Genomic DNA, 19,026 nt, shown 5'->3' with positions numbered 1-19,026 from the left:
TTTGCACGATATTTTGTAAATAGGCTTCGTGGGGAGACCTCTATGAAGCCCGATAAATTTATTATATTCACCATAAATAATATGGCAAGAGAAAAAAATACAGCTGTTCCTAAATTTGATAAGATTTCGATTGGTTTGGCCTCTCCTGAATCTATCTTAGCCGTTTCACGCGGTGAGGTTACTAAACCTGAAACTATCAACTATCGTACTCACAAACCTGAACGCGACGGGTTGTTTTGTGAGCGTATTTTTGGTCCTGTAAAGGACTATGAATGTGCTTGTGGTAAATACAAACGCATTCGTTATAAAGGCATCGTCTGCGACCGTTGTGGCGTGGAAGTAACCGAGAAAAAAGTACGCCGCGAAAGAGTAGGACATATCAACCTTGTGGTGCCTATCGCTCACATTTGGTATTTCCGCTCATTACCTAACAAAATAGGTTATTTGTTAGGGCTTCCTTCGAAAAAGTTGGATATGATTATCTACTACGAGCGCTATGTAGTTATCCAACCAGGTATTGCCAAAGGACCAGAAGGTGAAGATTTACAATACTTAGACTTTCTTTCAGAAGAAGAATATCTCGCTATTACCGAGAGTCTTCCTGCTGATAACCAATATTTAGAAGATACTGACCCTAATAAGTTCATTGCTAAAATGGGGGCTGAGTGTCTTCTCGAACTCTTAGAACGTTTGGATTTAGACGCACTTTCTTACGACTTGCGTCACAAAGCTAATAACGAAAGTTCTAAACAACGCAAAACTGAAGCTCTTAAACGCTTACAAGTGGTAGAGGCGTTCCGCGAATCTCAAAGAAACCGCGAGAACAAGCCTGAATGGATGATAATGAAGGTGATTCCTGTGATTCCGCCTGAATTGCGCCCGTTGGTACCGCTCGATGGGGGACGTTTTGCGACTTCCGACCTTAACGATCTTTACAGACGTGTGATTATTCGTAATAACCGTCTAAAACGCTTGATGGAAATCAAAGCGCCTGATGTGATTTTGCGCAATGAGAAACGTATGCTTCAAGAGTCGGTAGATTCACTTTTCGACAACACACGTAAATCATCAGCTGTAAAAACAGAGTCTAATCGTCCGCTTAAATCACTTTCTGACTCATTGAAAGGTAAGCAAGGGCGCTTCCGTCAGAACCTCCTCGGTAAACGTGTAGACTATTCAGCACGTTCGGTAATTGTGGTAGGTCCTGAACTCAAAATGTACGAATGTGGTTTGCCAAAGAATATGGCAGCCGAACTCTATAAGCCGTTTGTAATACGTAAGCTCATCGAGCGCGGTATTGTGAAAACGGTGAAATCAGCTAAGAAAATCATTGACAAGAAAGAACCCGTAGTATGGGATATTTTGGAGAATGTAATTAAAGGTCACCCTGTACTACTGAACCGTGCTCCTACTTTGCACCGTTTGGGTATTCAGGCATTCCAACCTAAGCTCATCGAAGGGAAAGCAATACAGTTGCACCCGCTTGTATGTACAGCGTTCAATGCCGACTTCGACGGCGACCAAATGGCGGTGCACTTGCCATTAGGTCCTGAGGCTATCTTAGAGGCACAACTCTTGATGTTGGCTTCACACAATATCCTCAACCCTGCGAATGGTTCGCCTATTACTGTACCTTCACAAGATATGGTCTTGGGGCTTTACTACATCACCAAAGGTCGTAAGTCTACCCCTGAATATCCTATTAAAGGGGAAGGCTCAGTTTTTTATTCAGCAGAAGAAGTGAATATCGCTTATAACGAAGGAAAGCTCAGCTTAAACGCTTTTATTAAAGTGAAAGTGCGTGACCTCGACGAAAATGGCAATGTGTATTACCCCGTAGTAGAAACTACCACTGGACGTGTGCTCTTCAATGAGCTTGTACCTTTAGAAGTAGGCTACATCAACGAGGTACTTACCAAAAAATCATTGCGTGATATCATCGGTCGTATCCTCAAAGCTACCAGTATTCCTGTAACGGGAGACTTCCTTGACAAAATCAAGAATATGGGATACCGTTTTGCCTTTAAAGGCGGATTGTCGTTCAGTTTAGGGGATATCATCATTCCGCAAGAAAAAGCTGATATGATAGCCGAAGCCAACGGACTCGTAGATGGTATTATGATGAACTATAATATGGGGCTCATCACCAACAACGAACGTTATAATCAGGTGATTGACGTGTGGACATCTACTAATGCGCAACTTACTGAATTGGCGATGAAACGCATCAGTACAGACCAGCAAGGGTTCAACTCAGTGTATATGATGCTCGACTCGGGAGCGCGTGGTTCTAAGGAGCAAATTCGTCAGCTTACCGGTATGCGTGGTTTGATGGCAAAACCTAAGAAATCGAGCGTAGGGGGTGGTGAAATCATCGAGAACCCTATCTTGTCGAACTTTAAAGAAGGTCTATCTATCCTCGAATACTTTATCTCTACCCACGGTGCCCGTAAAGGTCTTGCCGATACCGCTTTGAAAACAGCCGACGCAGGTTACTTAACTCGTCGTTTGGTAGACGTATCGCAAGACGTGATTATTAATACAGAAGACTGTGGAACCTTGCGTGGGGTAGAAGTACGTGCCCTCAAAAAGAACGAGGAAGTAGTAGAAACTCTTGGCGAGCGCGTTTTAGGACGTGTATCGCTCCACGATGTATACAATCCTCTCACCGAAGAACTTATTGTGGGTGCTGGTGAAGAAATTACTGAAAAAATAGTAGATAAAATAGAAGCCGCTCCTATCGATATGATAGAAGTGCGCTCGGCACTTACCTGTGAAGCTAAACACGGTATCTGTGCAAAATGTTACGGTCGCAACCTTTCTACCGGACGTATGGTACAGAAAGGGGAAGCCGTAGGGGTGGTAGCTGCCCAGTCTATCGGTGAACCAGGTACCCAGCTTACCTTGCGTACTTTCCACGCAGGTGGGGTTGCGGGTAACGTATCAGAAGAAAATAAAACTGAAGCCCGTTTTGACGGTGTACTAGAAATAGAAGACTTACGCGTAGTTCGTGGTAAAGACAACGAACAAAACCCTGTGGACGTAGTAGTGCGTTCATCTGAGCTCCGCGTGCTTGACCCTACTACCAAAATGGTACTTCAAACACACGATATTCCTTATGGAGCGCATATCTTTGTAAAAGACAAAGAAGAGGTGAAAAAAGGAACTTTACTCTTCCAATGGGATCCCTATAATGCGGTAATCATCTCGGAATACTCTGGTAAAATCGCTTATGAAGATATCGAACAGGGAGTTACTTACCAAGTAGAAATAGACGAGCAAACAGGTTTCCAAGAAAAAGTGATTGTAGAATCGCGTAACAAGAAGTTGATTCCTACCTTGCTCATCACTGATAAGAATGGCGAAACGCTCCGCTCTTACAACTTGCCTGTGGGTGCTCACATTATGGTGGACAACAACAGCAAGATTGAAGAAGGTAAAGTGCTTGTGAAAATACCACGTAGCTCTGCCAAAGCTGGGGATATTACAGGAGGCCTTCCTCGTGTTACCGAGCTCTTCGAAGCACGTAACCCATCGAACCCTGCCATCGTATCCGAAATTGACGGGGTAGTATCGTTCGGTAAAATCAAACGCGGTAATAAAGAAGTAATCGTTACCTCACGCTCGGGCGAAGAACGCAAATACTTGGTGAAATTATCGAGCCAAATCTTGGTACAAGAAAACGACTTTGTACGTGCAGGTAAACCGCTCTCCGATGGCTCTGTAACTCCTGATGATATTTTGCGTATTAAAGGACCATCGGCAGTACAACAGTATTTAGTAAACGAAGTGCAAGAGGTATACCGCTTGCAAGGGGTGAAAATTAACGATAAACACTTTGAGGTTATCGTTCGCCAGATGATGCGTAAAGTGGAAATCCAAGACCCAGGCGATACCCTCTACCTCGAAGGTCAGTTAGTTCACAAAGACGACTTTATCGAGGAAAATGACCGCTTGTTTGGTAAGAAAGTAGTAGAAGACGCTGGAGACTCCGAAAACTTAAAAGCTGGACAGATAGTGAGCCTGCGTGAATTGCGCGATGAGAACTCACTACTCAAACGCTCCGATAAGAACTTGGTAATCGCTCGCGATGTAATTCCTGCTACTGCTATGCCAGTGCTACAAGGTATCACTCGTGCATCGTTGCAAACCAAATCGTTTATCTCAGCAGCTTCTTTCCAAGAAACTACGAAGGTATTAAACGAAGCAGCGGTAAGTGGTAAAGTAGACTTCCTCGACGGCTTGAAAGAAAACGTAATCGTAGGTCACCGTATTCCTGCAGGTACCGGACTCAAAGAATACGAGAAAATCATCGTAGGCTCTAAAGCCGATTTAGAACCCGTGGTAGAAAAGAAAAAATCGAGATAGACAATGGACGAAGTAGAAGAAAAAGAAGGACAGTTGAGCATTGAGCTCGACGACAAGGTTGCCAAGGGAGTATACTCTAACTTAGCAATTATCAACCACTCGTCTACCGAGTTTGTAGTCGATTTTGTGAGCGTAATGCCAGGTATGCCCAAAGGGAAGGTGCGCAGTCGCATTATCCTTACCCCTGAGCACGCCAAACGCCTGCTATTCGCCTTAGATGATAATATCCAGAAGTTTGAACAAGCTAATGGTACTATCACCAATAGCGACGACCGTCACGCCATACCTCTCTTTGGTGTAACCGGACAAGCTTAATTTAATTACAAATAATCATAACTTTGCCAAAGGTGTGAACCGCTTGTGCGGTTCACACCTTTGGCATTTTTTTATTACACTTCCTTCAAAAACCAATTCCTTTTTTAGCTTTTTACCTTTTATCACCCTACTAAACTTACTTTTAATGTCGTTTTTCTTCGCTCTCTATCCTTCTCATACATAGTGCATTATACACCTTTCCTATAGCAATCGTCCAAGATTCGTATAAGCTTCCTATAAGCTCTCTATAAGCTCCCCATACCCAAAATACATCTCTACCACCAAAAAAATATATCTTTTTCTTACCTTTTCTTTCTATCAATAAATCAGTGACTTAAGCACTTCTATTTAAAAAATATTGATTATTTTTGGTACTATGTATTGCATAATACTTATTTTTGTCGTATCTTTGCCCCGAATTTAAAAACATCAAAACTATGGAAGAATTTAATGTCGAAAAAACAAGAACACAAATGCGCAAAGGCATCTTAGAAATGTGTATTCTTTCCATTATTGACAAAAACAAAGAAGCTTATGTTTCCGACCTGATTGAGGCGCTCAAAACAGCTGATATGATAGTGGTCGAAGGAACGTTATACCCTTTGCTTACCCGATTGAAAAACAGCGGGCTACTTACCTATCAATGGAAAGAATCTACTTCGGGTCCTCCTCGTAAATACTACATACTAACCGAATCAGGCAGACGCTTCTTAAACGAAACCGTAAAAGCCTGGCGTGATTTACAAACAATGATTGATAAAATTATTTAAATTATGGACAAAATAAAAAACATCAGTTTGGGTGGTTTTTCTTTTATCATCGAAGAGACCGCCTACAATGCCCTCAATAACTATCTCAATGAGGTGCGTAATCATTTGAACCAAAATACCGATAGAGAAGAAATTCTCTACGATGTAGAGCAACGTATGGCTGAACTACTCAAAGTTCGTCTTAAAGAGCGCGAAGTAGTAATCGGTCAAGACGTGCAATATCTTATAGAAGTATTAGGTCGTCCCGAACAATACGTTGAGAGTGAAGAACCCTCTTCTGTTGAAACCAAATTTACCTTTTCTTCTTTGAAAGGGCGAAAGCTATACCGCGATATCGATGATAAGAAAATCGGTGGCGTACTCTCTGGCATAGCCCATTACCTTCAATACGACGTTACTTGGGTACGCATCTTCTTTCTATTGGTCTTACTGGTGAATATCTTCATTCTTCACTTTTTTACCTCTGCTCTGTTACTCTTGTATATTGCGTTTTGGGCTGTGGTACCTCCCGCACGCACAGCCGCTCAGAAGTTAGAGATGAAAGGTGAAGCCGTAACCATCGATACCCTTTCCAACTTCTCTTTTACGAGCAAAGAAACCCTAAAACCTCAAAGGAATGGCTTCCCTGTCTTACTGAAAGTAATACTCTACTTTATTGCAATTCTATTACTATTGCCATTGTTTATATCCTTAATAGCCGTAGTGCTCTCCTTATTTGGCATAACCGTATTCGGAAGCATTAGTCTGCTTGCCCTTAACGATTTTCTTCCCTTTATAGTGACGGCAACTTGGCAACACACTTTGTTGTACTTTTCAGCAGTATTATTGCTCTTGTTTCCTGTTTCAGTGATTTTACTGCTTTGTTTCAAACTTTTTGTAAAGGATTTTCATACACCCAAAAGTTGGATAGTGTTCAATGTGTTGAGCTTAACCATAGGTATCATAGGAGGTTTCACAGTCTTAGGAACTGTTTTAAGAGACTTTACTTCCGAAACCGTTATACAAGAAAAAATACCCGTTGTTACCACTTCCGATACTTTGGTAGTACATCGTAACTATACTCACAAGATGAGTCTTATGGGTATCAAAAACGATAGCCTTGTGGTTGCCGATTGTAATTTCAATGTTAATGAATTACCCGAAGACGCACAGCCCTATATTGAAGTCTCTACTCATTCAAGAGGCAGAAACATAGGTCAAGCCGAACAGCATTCTAAAAATATTCATTATACCTTACAAGTGAAAGATAACCAAATCACTATCCCTGAAACCTATCAAATAGCAAAAGGAGATTTCTATCGTGCACAACGCCTGCAAATCACTCTATTTGTACCCAAAGGTAAGGAAGTAAAAAGAGATTAATGTAATTTTTTTGTCATTCGTAATTTGTAATTCGCAATTATTTCGTACTTTTGCACGGTTTTTGTTATAAGATGAAAATCTATAAAATTTAAATACGTAATTAACTAATAGAATGAAAAAATCATTTATCTGGGTTGCCTTAGCAACTTTCCTATTTGTGGGCTGTCGGGCTACTAAAGTTAGTGCCGATATGGACAAAGCTCCCGCAACACCTTTAGCTCAGAAAACTTACAATGATGCTACCCTCAAAGGTTGGCCTCACGAAGGTTTTAAACAAAACTTCCCTGGACTGAACTTGCAAGAAGCCTATGCCCTACTCAAAGGTCTTACCCCTAAAAAAGTAATCGTAGGAGTGGTAGATTCCGGTGTGGATATCAACCACGAAGACCTTAAAAACGTAGTGTGGGTAAACACTAAAGAAATTCCTGACAACGGAATTGACGACGACAAAAACGGTTATGTAGACGACGTACACGGCTGGAACTTCCTCGGTAATATCGCTCAAGAAAATACCGAGATGACTCGTATTTACAAAACTAAGGATAAGAAAAATCCTGATTATGCCAATGCTAAAAAAGAATTCGATAAAGAAACTGCTGAAACTAAAAAACGCAAAGGCTATTATGAGCAACTTATCCAAATAACTGAATTTGCCGATAACAACTTGCGTAAAATCACAGGTAAAGAAGTGTACACCTCTGAGGACATCGATGCCGCTACCAAAGGCAAAACTTTTGATGCCCCTACTACCGAGATGATTCAGTTTATGAAACAGCTATTAGCAGATGTCTCTAATTCTGGTGATATCAAAAAAGAACTCAACGACGCTATCGAGTATTTCGATACAAAACTGAAATATCACCTCAACCCCGATTTTTCGCCTCGTAAAACTATCTTAAAAGATAATGAAAACGACTTTACCAAAAAGTATTACGGCAATAATAACGTAATAGGTCCTAATACCAAAGATGCCCTACACGGCACACACGTAGCAGGAATCATTGGAGCTGAACGCAATAACGGAATCGGTATGAATGGGGTTGCCGATAATGTGCTTATTATGGCAGTACGTGCTGTCCCCGATGGTGATGAGTACGACAAAGATGTCGCCCTTGCTTTGCGTTATGCAGTAGATAACGGAGCCAAAGTAATAAACACCAGCTTTGGTAAAGCTTTTTCTCCTCACAAAGAATGGGTGTACGACGCTATCAAATACGCAGCTTCTAAAGATGTCCTTATCGTGAACGCTGCGGGTAACGACTCTCAAGATATCGACGTGAAAGATACTTATCCTAACGACGAAGTAAACAAGAAAGAAATCTCTGATAACTTCCTTACCGTAGGGGCTTTGAACTATGAATATAACAAGAATTTAGTAGCTTCTTTCTCAAACTATGGTAAACGCAATGTCGATGTATTTGCTCCTGGGGTAAAAATCTATTCTACCACTCCTGAGAATAAATACGAGTTCTTGCAAGGAACCTCAATGGCTTCTCCGGAAGTTGCCGGAGTTGCAGCCTTGTTGCGTTCTTACTTCCCAAGTCTCAGTGCAGCCGAAGTGAAGAAAATCATTATGGAGTCTGGTGTAAAAGTAGATATGAAAGTACTCGTAGGTGAAGATGATGATGAAGGTAAAAAACGCAAAGAAATGAACTTCGCCGACCTTTCTACTACAGGTACTATTGTAAATGCTAAAAATGCAGTAATCTTAGCCGCCAAAATTACTAAAACAAAACTTAGCAAATAGAAATTTATATAATACAATGAAAAGCCGTATGAGAAATTCTCACACGGCTTTTTTTATATTTGCTTGTTATTCATATAAGTCATTAGCATTTTAAATGCCTGTCGTGCTACGACTGCTACGACTTATTTATGAGCGTTGTAAAGCTCGGCAACTTTCGCCCAATTAATCACGTTAAAAAACGCCTCAATATAATCAGGACGACGGTTCTGATAGTGCAAGTAATAAGCGTGTTCCCACACATCTAATCCCAAGATAGGAAAACCTCCGCAACCAGTGTTAGGCATTAGCGGGTTATCTTGGTTTGCAGTAGAGCAAATCTCAAGCTTACCTCCTTTGTGTACACAAAGCCACGCCCATCCAGAGCCAAAACGAGTAGCCGCAGCCTTGCTAAAAACTTCTTTGAAAGCTTCAAAACTTCCGAAAGCCTCTTCAATTGCCTTAGCCAATTCTCCCATAGGTTTACCTCCGCCATTAGGAGTCATCACTTCCCAGAAAAGATTGTGATTGTAAAAACCGCCAGCATTATTGCGAAGAGCAGCATTGTTCATATCAAGTGAGGTAAGAATTTCCTCAATTGTTTTGCCTTCTACCCCCGCCGGAGCCAAAGCCGTATTCAGGTTCGTGGTATAAGCGTTGTGGTGCTTAGTATAGTGTATTTCCATTGTACGCGCATCGATGTAAGGTTCAAGCGCATTATAAGCATACGGTAATTTAGGTAATGTAAACATAGTATTTTCTTTTTAAATTTTTAGCAAAAGTACTATAAAAGTTAATTGGTTGAGATACTTTAATGATAGATTTTCCTTATATAGGTATAATTATATTTGGAAAGTATAATTATTTTCATACCTTTGCAAGGTATTTTTCTTTTACAAAAACCCACTCCCCTATAATTATGAAACATTGTATCTTTTTTCTCCTTTATAGCTTTATTTTCGCTACTTATGCTCAAAAACCTAATGTCATCATCATTGTAGCCGATGATTTAGGCTATGGCGACCTAAGTTGCTATGGCGAAAAGACAATTCATACCCCGCAGGTAGCCTCACTCGCCAAACAAGGAATGGTCTTTACGAACGTACATTCCACCGCTGCCACTTGCACACCTTCGCGCTATTCACTCTTCACGGGCTTGTACAATTGGCGACGCAATGACACTGGTATTGCTCCTGGTGATGCTGCTATGGTCATTCGTCCTGAGCAAACCACCATTGCCGATGTGTTCAAAGCAGCAGGCTATACTACTGGCGCTATTGGCAAATGGCACTTGGGCTTAGGAGGTGAACGCGGTAAACAGGATTGGAACGGCTTTATCACCCCTGGACCTTCCGATATAGGCTTCGAATATTCCTGCATAATGGCTGCCACAGCCGACCGTGTGCCTTGCGTCTGGATAGAAAACCAACGCGTAGCCAATTACGACTCCTCAGCACCCATCGAAGTGAGCTATAGCAAGCCTTTTGAAGGTGAACCTACGGGTAAGAACAACCCCGAACTGCTCACTAAACTCAAACCTTCCTTACACCACGGTCACGACCAAGCCATAGTAAACGGTATTTCGCGTATCGGCTATATGAAAGGGGGTGGCAAAGCTCTCTGGACAGACGAATATCTCGCCGATACCATTGTAGCCAAAACGGTAAAATACATCGAAAATCACAAATCTCAACCTTTCTTTCTCTATGTGGGTACTAATGATATACACGTACCTCGGTACCCCAATCCGCGTTTTGTAGGCAAAAGTGGTATGGGTTACCGCGGTGATGCAATTCTCCAATTCGACTGGACAGTGGGTGAAATCGTAAAAGCCCTCAAAGCTAATAAGCTATACGATAATACGCTCATCATTATCACCAGCGACAACGGTCCTGTGATAGACGATGGTTATCAAGATCAAGCCGAAGAGCTCTTAGGCAGACATCGTCCGTGGGGAGCTTTTCACAACCACGGAGGCAAGTACAGCAATTACGAAGCGGGTACGCGTGTGCCCTTTATCGTACGCTATCCTAAGATAGTGAAAAAAGTTACTTCCGACGCTTTGCTTTCACATATCGACCTCTTTGCCTCTTTGAGTAAATTTATTGGTGCTGAGGTACCCTCAGGAGCAGCCACCGATAGCGAAGATTACCTCAAAGCCTTCTTAGGCAAAGACAAGAAAGGTCGCCCTTATGTAATAGCCTCTGGGGGAGCGCTCTCCATTACCGATGGTCGTTGGAAATATGTAGTCCCCAGCGGTAACCCCTCTTATCAACCCCTCACTCGCACACATCTGGGCAACTATCCTGAGCCCCGATTGTACGACCTCAAAGAAGACATAATGGAGCTCTACAATGTAGCAAAAGACCATCCCGAAGAGCTCACCAGACTCAAAACAATGCTCAACAATATTAAAAACAGAAAATAGTGCTTTAACAATCAATAATAAAATTCGCTCCAAAAAAGTATCTACCTTTTTTGGAGCGATGTAATATCAATACTTTTTCTTCTATTCTCCCTTCTATTTCCGCTTTTCTTTCGTTTATTCTTCATCTGCCCGTGTAGCTCGCCCCGTCTTTTGTTCGTTCTTTAGCCATTGTAGAGCCATTGTAGAGCCACTGTAGAGCCAGTGTAGACCCACTGTAGAGCCACTGTAGACCCACTGTAGACCCACTGTAGACCCACTGTAGACCCACTGTAGACCCACTGAAGACCCACTCATCGTTCGCCTTACCTTCGCCTTTCCGTCGCTACATACTTTACCAAAGTTGAAATCCCCTCCACATTACCTTCGTCATTCGTCACTCGTCATTCGTCATCTCTTTCTTTTACCTTTTACCTTTTATCTTTTACTTTTTACATAAATCCCATTTTTTGTCATTTGTCAATTATTTTCTATTTTTGCACTTTAAACAACATCTGTTCCGATGGAAGACAATACACCTCAAAACACTACTCCACAAGGAGATAGCATCATTAAAGTCACGGGTATGTACCAAGATTGGTTCTTGGATTACGCTTCGTACGTAATCCTCGAACGCGCTGTACCAGCAATCGAAGATGGCTTTAAGCCCGTACAACGCCGTATTATGCACTCGCTTAAAGAATTAGACGATGGTCGATACAACAAGGTGGCTAACGTGGTGGGAAATACAATGCAGTATCACCCTCACGGCGATGCGAGTATAGGCGATGCTATTGTACAAATCGGTCAGAAGGACTTGCTCATCGATACGCAAGGTAACTGGGGGAATATCCTCACAGGCGACGATGCCGCAGCCCCTCGTTATATCGAGGCACGCCTTTCTAAGTTCGCCCTCGATGTGGTGTTTAGCCCTAAGGTAACCGAATGGCAATCGAGCTATGATGGTCGTAAAAAAGAGCCTATCAGTTTGCCAGTGAAGTTCCCGCTCCTCTTGGCACAAGGCACCGAGGGGATAGCCGTGGGGCTTTCTACCAAAATATTGCCTCACAACTTCATCGAGCTCATCGAGGCTTCCATTGCTTACCTCAAAAATAAACCTTTTGAGTTATACCCCGATTTCCCTACTGCGGGTATTATGGACGTAAGTGGCTATAACGATGGGGCAAGAGGCGGACGCGTGCGGGTGCGTGCTAAGATTTCACAACTCGACAAGAGTACGCTTTGCATCACCGAAATTCCGTTTACTACCACCACTACCTCGCTCATCGACTCTATACTAAAAGCCAACGAAAAAGGCAAGATAAAAATCAAAAAGGTAGACGATAACACAGCTGCCAATGTAGAGATATTGGTGCACTTGCCCAACGGCACGTCACCCGATAAGACTATCGATGCACTCTACGCCTTCACTGCCTGCGAAACGGCTATTTCGCCCATTACTTGTGTGATTGAGGACAACAAACCGCATTTTCTCACCGTCTCAGAAGTGTTGCGTCGCAGTACCGACCGCACAGTAAGTCTGCTCAAACAAGAGCTCGAAATTGAACTTTCTGAACTCGAAATGCAATGGCACAGTGCCTCGCTCGAAAAGATTTTCATCAAAGAAGAGATGTATATCGACTTCAAGAAATACACCGATAGAGAAAGTTTGTACGAGTACTTGTACCAGCGTTTTGAACCTTTCAAAAAAGATTTGATCCGTGAGATTACCGATGACGATTTAGCTAAACTCACTCAAATACCAATGATTCGTATCACCCGCTTCGACTCTTATAAGGCTGATGAAAATATCCTCAAAATTGAAGCTGATATCGAGGAAGTGAAAAACCACCTCGCAAACCTTATCGACTATGCGATTTCCCATTTCGAACGACTCAAAAAGACTTATGGTAAGGGGCGCGAACGGAAAACCGAAATGCGCGTATTCGATACCATTGAGGCGACCAAAGTAGTGGTGCGCAATACCAAACTCTATGTGAACAGAGCTGAAGGTTTTGTGGGTACAGGCTTACGCAAAGACGAGTATGTAGGTGATTGCAGTGATATCGACGATGTGATTGTATTTACCGAAAGCGGTGCGATGTACGTTACCAAAGTAGCCGATAAACAATATATAGAGAAAAACATCATACACGTAGCGGTCTTTAAGAAAGACGATAAGCGCACCGTGTATAATATGATTTATAAGGACGGACAAACAGGCTTCTCCTATATCAAGCGCTTCAATGTTACGGGTATTACCCGCGATAAGAAGTACGAGCTCATTCCTCAACACAAAGAGTCGCGTGTGCTCTATTTTACAGCCAACCCTAATGGTGAAGCCGAAGTGGTAACCGTGAACTTGCGTCAGTTAGGCACTTTGCGCAAACTGCGATGGGATATCGATTTTGCCGATACCCTCATCAAAGGACGTGGCGTGAAAGGAAACCTCGTGAGTAAATACGCTATCAAGCGCATCGAGCTGAAAGAAAAAGGCGTATCAACTCTCAAACCGCGCAAGATATGGTTCGACGATATTGTAAAACGCCTCAACACCGAAGAACGCGGTACGCTACTCGGGGCTTTCAAAGGCGACGACCGTATGCTTCTCATCACCAAAGAGGGCGTCGTGAAGACCATTATCCCCGAATTGAGTCTGCATTTCGAGAACAATATCGCTGTAATGGAGAAATGGGTACCCGAGAAACCTATTTCGGTGATTTACTACGATGGCGAGAAAGAACGCGTATTTGTAAAACGCTTTGTGGTAGAGAATGAAAATCGCGAAGAGTTAGTCATTACCGAACATCCTAAATCGCAATTGCTCTTTGTCTCTTCCGATTGGCGACCTATGGCTGAGGTGGTCTTCACCAAAGAAAAAGGCAAGGAGAAAGAGAACCTTACGGTGAATTTAGAAGAGTTCATCAGTGTAAAAGGCATCAAAGCCTTGGGCAACCAGCTCACTACCGACAAGGTGAAAACTGTCAACACTCTTGAATCTCTCCCCTACGAAGAACCCCAAGAAGAGGAACCCGTAGAAGACCTCGGTGATGAAGAAATCGTACCTCCTTCGTCTGAAAATGATAGCGACGGCACCCAAACAGAATTAGAATTCTGAGATAACGATGAATAATCAAGTCCCTTTTGCGTCGCTACACTTTGCCAAAGTTTTTAATTGCTCGTCGTGCTACGACCTTTGGCAAAGTTGATTGAGCAGTATGTCCGAATAATATCCTAATAATCACCTGCTGATGCAAATTTACGGCTTGTCCCCCTTCGGGGGTTCGGGGGCTTTAATAAAAAAAAACCTTATGAAAAACTATATTACACTCTTTATCATATTGTTGTTCGGTAGGAATACAGCTGTGGCACAAGAGAGCAAAGAGGCTGTGCTCCACCGGCTCAACCAAACCATTGAGCAGAGTGCTACTTATATACAAGCCAAAGAACAGCGTATTACTTCCTTGGAAAAGACTCTTAAAAAAGCCTCTCAACCAACAGAAAAATACGACCTGCACAAACAATTGTATACCGAATACCGAAAATTTAAGGCAGACTCGGCAGTAGCTTATTTGCTGAAAAACGAACAGATAGCAATAGCTTTAAACGATGCTGAAAAGCAAGACGAAACCCATATCCTGCTCTCTAAACTCTACTCGGTAAAAGGAATGTACGTAGAAGCGTTGCAACTGCTAAAAGCTATCGATAAACACCGATTACCCAAGAAATCTCTGTGTGAGTATTACGATTCGTGTTATGCCTTGTGCAGTCATTATGGTCAAAGCATCAATAATAGTGCTTATTTAAGTGCCTCCAACCGCTACCGCGATTCCTTATTATTGTGCATAGACAAACAGTCGCTTACTTTTAAGGTAAACAGTGCTATCGATGAGTTCTTTACAGGAGACAAAAACCGCGCTATGCAACAGTTTCAACAACTATTGCCTCAAACTACCGAAGAGGAACCTGAACGTGCTATAATAGCTTATTATTTAGGTCTTGTAGAACGAGAAAAAGGAAATGACAACCTTCAAGAATACTATTTTGCCCTCTCTGCTATCGCCGACATCAAAAACGCAATCAAAGATAATGCTTCCTTGCAGAGCTTAGCGCTTACTTACTACAAACGAGGGAATATAAGCAAAGCCTATCAGTTTATCAAAATGGCTATCGATGATGCTGCCTTCTGCAATGTGCGACACCGCGCCGAAGAAGGTGCCTCTTTCTATTCCATCATCAACACCGCCTATCAAGAGAAAGAAGCCAAACAAAAGAAAGAATTACAATTGTATTTGGTACTCATCAGTGTGTTATCAGTAGCCTTGATTATCGCTTTGGTATATGTGTACAAACAAGTTAAGCGATTGATAAAGATACGTAAAGAACTCTCTTACAGTAATCAGCAACTCGAAAAGCTCAACACCGACCTACAACAGATGAACCAAACCCTCGAAGAGGCAAACCTCAACCTCGAGGAGGCAAATCTTATTAAAGAAGAATATATTGCTCATTTCTTCAACCTCTGTTCAGCGTATATCGATAAGATTGAAAACTACCGAAAACTACTCTACAAAAAGGCTTCTAAACATCAGTTTGACGACCTTACCAAGGTGCTAAAATCTACCTCCGTAGTAGAACAAGAATTAGAGGCTCTCTACAAGAATTTTGATACTATCTTCCTCAATATATATCCACATTTTGTAACCCACTTCAACGCTCTTTTAGAAGAAGAAGAGCAAATCTTCCCTAAAAAAGGCGAACTACTGAATACCGAATTGCGTATTTTTGCTCTCATTCGTTTAGGCATCACCGATAGTAATAAGATAGCCGAATTCTTGCGCTATTCTCTTCGCACAGTGTACAACTATCGCACCAAAGTACGGAATAAAGCGAAAGGAGAACGCGATACTTTCGAAGAAAAAGTGAAGAAAATACGTAATTAATAGGTGAAATTTCAGTACTTTTTTAAGCTTTTTTCACAATTCAATTAGCTAATATTCAATTCGATATTTTTTGAAAGCAGTACTTTTCTAATACCCGATTGCGCACAAGTGTTTTTTTGCTGTACTTTTGGAGCAACTAAACAAACGTAATGTTTTTATTTTATGAAAGTACTCAAAGAACATTTAATGCTAATGATGGTACTGTTAGTAGGCTTTGTAGGTTTTGCCCAAGCACAATACAGCAGAGTAACAGGTACCGTAACCGATGACAAAGGAGCACCTCTTCCTGGTGTTTCTGTAGTAATAAAAGGTACTACCAAAGGCGTAGCTACTGATTTCGACGGTAAGTATACACTTACTGAAGTAGCTCGAGGAGCTGTTTTAGAGTTTTCTTCTGTAGGCTACAAAACCCTCGATTTAAAAGTAACAGGTGAACAACTCAATGTTAAACTTTCTGAAGTTGCCCAAGACCTCGATGAGATAGTAGTAGTGGGCTATGGTACTCAAAAACGTGGTGATGTAACCACTGCTATCACCTCAGTAAAGACCCAAGACCTCGACCAACGTCCTGTAATTTCAGCTGCACAGGCTATTCAAGGGCGTGCTGCGGGTATCCAAGTAGTGCAACCTAGTGGTGCTCCAGGTGCAGGCTTGGCAGTGCGCATCCGTGGGAATACCTCTATCAGCGCTTCTAACGACCCTCTATATGTAGTAGATGGTATCCCTGTGCAAGACATCAGTGGGATTGCCCCTACCGATATTGAGAGTATGCAAGTGCTCAAAGATGCTTCCTCAGCAGCTATCTACGGTTCACGTGCTGCTAATGGCGTAGTGCTTATCACTACCAAACACGGAAAACGCAACGAGCCTAAAGTATCTGTTAATACTTATGTGGGTATCTCGCAAGTAGCCAAACGCATAGAATCCTTAAATACGGCTCAATACAACGAACTGATGAAAGAAACAGGTGCTGTTACTCTTCCTTCAGGACTTACCGATAAAACTGATTGGTTTGATGAAACCTTCCGTAAGAGTATTATCCGCAATACACAGCTTTCTATCTCAAATGCAACTGAAAATACCAAGTATTACATTTCAGCAGGGAACTCTAAAGATGAAGGGGTTATTCGCTCTTCTTTTTTCGAGCGTTATAATGTGCGCCTCAACTTAGAAACCAAAATGCGCAAATGGCTCACTTTTGAAACTAATCTATCCTATTCCGATTACTCGTCTAATGGAATTATCACCGGTACAGGTTCTAACCGTGCAGGGGTAGTGCTTTCGGTAATCAATACGCCTAAATACGCCCCTATATGGAGTGATAAACCCGGTGAAGAAGGTTGGTATTACTACAATTTCTATGGAGCAAACCTCACTCACCCTGTAGAGAATATCTCTCGTAATGCCGACAATACCTCTAAGAGCAATCGCTTGGTAGGAAGTGTATCGGCTATTGTAACTTTCTTACCGAGCTTGAAGTTCAAATCTACAGTAGGTATAGACCGTTTAGGACGCACTCGAACTCATTGGACTGACCCTAAACTCACCGAATATGGACGTAAGATCTTCGGTACTGCCGACGATATTCGTACTAACAACACCGTGATGACTTACGACAATTTGCTTACCTTCGATAAGAGTTTCGGCAAGCACAACCTTTCTGCTTTGGCGGGTACTTCAGGAACGGTATCTAAATGGAACGAAAGCTATTTATATGCCTCTCACTTCCTTACACCCGATATCAAAACCCTCAATGCTGCCAATAAAATAGAACAAGGTAGTGGTTCGAGTGCTGCCGAATGGGCAATTATGTCGTATTTAGGTCGTATTTCTTATAACTACGATAGCAAATACCTTCTCACAGCTAATTTCCGTGCCGATGGTTCTTCAAAATTGGCACCAGGAAAACGCTGGGGGTACTTCCCTTCAGTATCTGTAGGATGGAGACTTTCACAAGAAAACTTCTTGAAGAATGTAGAATGGCTTAGCGAACTCAAATTGCGCGGTGGCTGGGGACAAACAGGTAACCAAGCTGGTATATCCGATTACGGCTACTTACAACGCTTTTCTATCACTCGTCAAAACTGGTGGGAGGCAGGCAAAGGTGATGCAATGGTAACTTTGCGCCCTAATTCATTCTCTAACCCTAACCTCACTTGGGAAACCACCACTCAAAGCAATATAGGGCTTGACCTTTCGCTTTTCAAAAATCGTATCTCTTTAGCGGTAGACGCTTACCTTAAAAAGACTACCGATTTATTGATGGATGTGCCTCTTCCTGCTACTTCACCAGTGCCTTCTATCTATCGCAATGAGGGCGAAATGACCAATAAAGGGTTAGAGTTCTCTGTGGATAGCCGTAACCTTACAGGTAATTTTGAATGGAATACAAACTTCAATATCTCGTTCAACCGCAATGAGCTAACTAAACTTACCCTTCAAAAAGTGTATTACTACGCCAGCACTTCCGAAGCTATTACTGAACAAGTGGTGCGTATTACCGAAGGGCAGCCTTTGGGCAAGTTCTGGGGATTTATAAGTGAAGGTGTAGACCCTCAAACAGGTAATATCAAATACAAAGACCTTAATGGTGATGGTAAAATCTCAGTGTCCGATAAAACTTATATAGGCGACCCTAACCCCGATTTTACCTTTGGGCTTACCAATGACTTCTCCTATAAAAACTTCACTCTGAGCGTATTTCTACAAGGTTCTTATGGTAATGATATCTACAACGCTTCTCGTATAGAAACTGAAGGTATGTACGATGGTAAAAACCAATCAACTGCCGTGCTCAACCGTTGGAGAAAACCTGGTGATATTACCGACATTCCTCGTGCTGTAAGAAGTGCCGATAACATCAAAGCCTCTTCGCGATGGGTAGAAGATGGTTCGTATTTGCGTCTCAAAACGCTTACTCTGGCTTATAACCTTTCTAATGAGGAATTGTTGAGATATGGCATTCGCAAGATACAACCTTATTTCACCGCTCAAAACCTTTGGACACTCACTAACTACAAAGGATTTGACCCCGAAGTAAACCAAGGGCTTTCAGGTCCTACGATGGGTATCGATTGGGGTACTTATCCTCAAACCAAAACTTTTATCTTTGGCTTAAACATTGATTTTTAATACCTATAC

10 protein-coding genes are annotated in these 19,026 nt (G+C 42.2%); 9 read left to right on the top strand and 1 reads right to left on the bottom strand.

The features are described 5' to 3' along the window. The first annotated feature begins 81 nt into the window (after window positions 1-81). From rpoC to HMPREF1320_RS09510, 5 genes are all read left to right on the top strand, one after another. Window positions 82-4,368: a DNA-directed RNA polymerase subunit beta' gene (rpoC, locus tag HMPREF1320_RS09530; protein WP_009418470.1), complete on the top strand. Its 4,287-nt coding sequence runs from the start codon at window positions 82-84 to the stop codon at window positions 4,366-4,368. Between the two features lie 3 nt (window positions 4,369-4,371). Further along, the gene (locus HMPREF1320_RS09525; protein WP_009418481.1) at window positions 4,372-4,683 is read left to right on the top strand and encodes a DUF3467 domain-containing protein; all 312 of its coding nucleotides are present in this window, start codon (window positions 4,372-4,374) and stop codon (window positions 4,681-4,683) included. Window positions 4,684-5,120: 437 nt separating this feature from the next. Continuing rightward, complete coding sequence (locus HMPREF1320_RS09520; RefSeq protein ID WP_002673691.1) at window positions 5,121-5,453, top strand: PadR family transcriptional regulator; 333 nt, start codon at window positions 5,121-5,123, stop codon at window positions 5,451-5,453. Between the two features lie 3 nt (window positions 5,454-5,456). Then, window positions 5,457-6,815, top strand: coding sequence for a PspC domain-containing protein (locus HMPREF1320_RS09515; protein ID WP_009418483.1), 1,359 nt, complete (start codon window positions 5,457-5,459; stop codon window positions 6,813-6,815). Window positions 6,816-6,927: 112 nt separating this feature from the next. Further along, the gene (locus HMPREF1320_RS09510) at window positions 6,928-8,562 is read left to right on the top strand and encodes a S8 family peptidase (RefSeq protein WP_009418471.1); all 1,635 of its coding nucleotides are present in this window, start codon (window positions 6,928-6,930) and stop codon (window positions 8,560-8,562) included. A gap of 122 nt (window positions 8,563-8,684) precedes the next feature. Here HMPREF1320_RS09510 and HMPREF1320_RS09505 read toward each other — a convergent pair whose 3' ends face one another. After that, window positions 8,685-9,290, bottom strand: a complete 606-nt coding sequence (locus HMPREF1320_RS09505; RefSeq protein WP_009418489.1) for a superoxide dismutase — start codon at window positions 9,288-9,290, stop codon at window positions 8,685-8,687. A gap of 62 nt (window positions 9,291-9,352) precedes the next feature. On the opposite strand from HMPREF1320_RS09505, the gene HMPREF1320_RS09500 reads away from it, so the two are divergent. The 4 genes from HMPREF1320_RS09500 to HMPREF1320_RS09485 all read left to right on the top strand — a co-directional run bounded on the left by HMPREF1320_RS09500 (window position 9,353) and on the right by HMPREF1320_RS09485 (window position 19,017). Further along, window positions 9,353-10,966, top strand: a complete 1,614-nt coding sequence (locus tag HMPREF1320_RS09500) for a sulfatase-like hydrolase/transferase (protein WP_009418488.1) — start codon at window positions 9,353-9,355, stop codon at window positions 10,964-10,966. A gap of 499 nt (window positions 10,967-11,465) precedes the next feature. After that, complete coding sequence (locus tag HMPREF1320_RS09495) at window positions 11,466-14,060, top strand: DNA gyrase/topoisomerase IV subunit A (protein WP_009418467.1); 2,595 nt, start codon at window positions 11,466-11,468, stop codon at window positions 14,058-14,060. A gap of 193 nt (window positions 14,061-14,253) precedes the next feature. Continuing rightward, window positions 14,254-15,885, top strand: coding sequence for a DUF6377 domain-containing protein (locus tag HMPREF1320_RS09490; RefSeq protein ID WP_009418469.1), 1,632 nt, complete (start codon window positions 14,254-14,256; stop codon window positions 15,883-15,885). 162 nt (window positions 15,886-16,047) lie between these two features. Next, entirely contained in the window at window positions 16,048-19,017 is a 2,970-nt protein-coding gene (locus HMPREF1320_RS09485) for a SusC/RagA family TonB-linked outer membrane protein (protein WP_009418492.1), read from the top strand. Window positions 19,018-19,026 lie beyond the last annotated feature (9 nt).

The organism is Capnocytophaga sp. oral taxon 335 str. F0486, assembly GCF_000277665.1.
Classification (GTDB): domain Bacteria; phylum Bacteroidota; class Bacteroidia; order Flavobacteriales; family Flavobacteriaceae; genus Capnocytophaga; species Capnocytophaga ochracea.
This window is presented reverse-complemented; position numbering and strand designations above follow the sequence as displayed.

What these genes read in the sequence shown, in the direction of transcription:
- HMPREF1320_RS09520 (WP_002673691.1), top strand. Translation starts at nt 5,121, where the DNA reads ATGGAAGAATTTAATGTCGAAAAAACAAGAACACAAATGCGCAAAGGC.
- HMPREF1320_RS09500 (WP_009418488.1), top strand. Translation starts at nt 9,353, where the DNA reads ATGATAGATTTTCCTTATATAGGTATAATTATATTTGGAAAGTATAAT.
- HMPREF1320_RS09490 (WP_009418469.1), top strand. Translation starts at nt 14,254, where the DNA reads ATGAAAAACTATATTACACTCTTTATCATATTGTTGTTCGGTAGGAAT.
- rpoC (WP_009418470.1), top strand. Translation starts at nt 82, where the DNA reads ATGGCAAGAGAAAAAAATACAGCTGTTCCTAAATTTGATAAGATTTCG.
- HMPREF1320_RS09525 (WP_009418481.1), top strand. Translation starts at nt 4,372, where the DNA reads ATGGACGAAGTAGAAGAAAAAGAAGGACAGTTGAGCATTGAGCTCGAC.
- HMPREF1320_RS09515 (WP_009418483.1), top strand. Translation starts at nt 5,457, where the DNA reads ATGGACAAAATAAAAAACATCAGTTTGGGTGGTTTTTCTTTTATCATC.
- HMPREF1320_RS09485 (WP_009418492.1), top strand. Translation starts at nt 16,048, where the DNA reads ATGAAAGTACTCAAAGAACATTTAATGCTAATGATGGTACTGTTAGTA.
- HMPREF1320_RS09495 (WP_009418467.1), top strand. Translation starts at nt 11,466, where the DNA reads ATGGAAGACAATACACCTCAAAACACTACTCCACAAGGAGATAGCATC.
- HMPREF1320_RS09505 (WP_009418489.1), bottom strand. Translation starts at nt 9,290, where the DNA reads ATGTTTACATTACCTAAATTACCGTATGCTTATAATGCGCTTGAACCT.
- HMPREF1320_RS09510 (WP_009418471.1), top strand. Translation starts at nt 6,928, where the DNA reads ATGAAAAAATCATTTATCTGGGTTGCCTTAGCAACTTTCCTATTTGTG.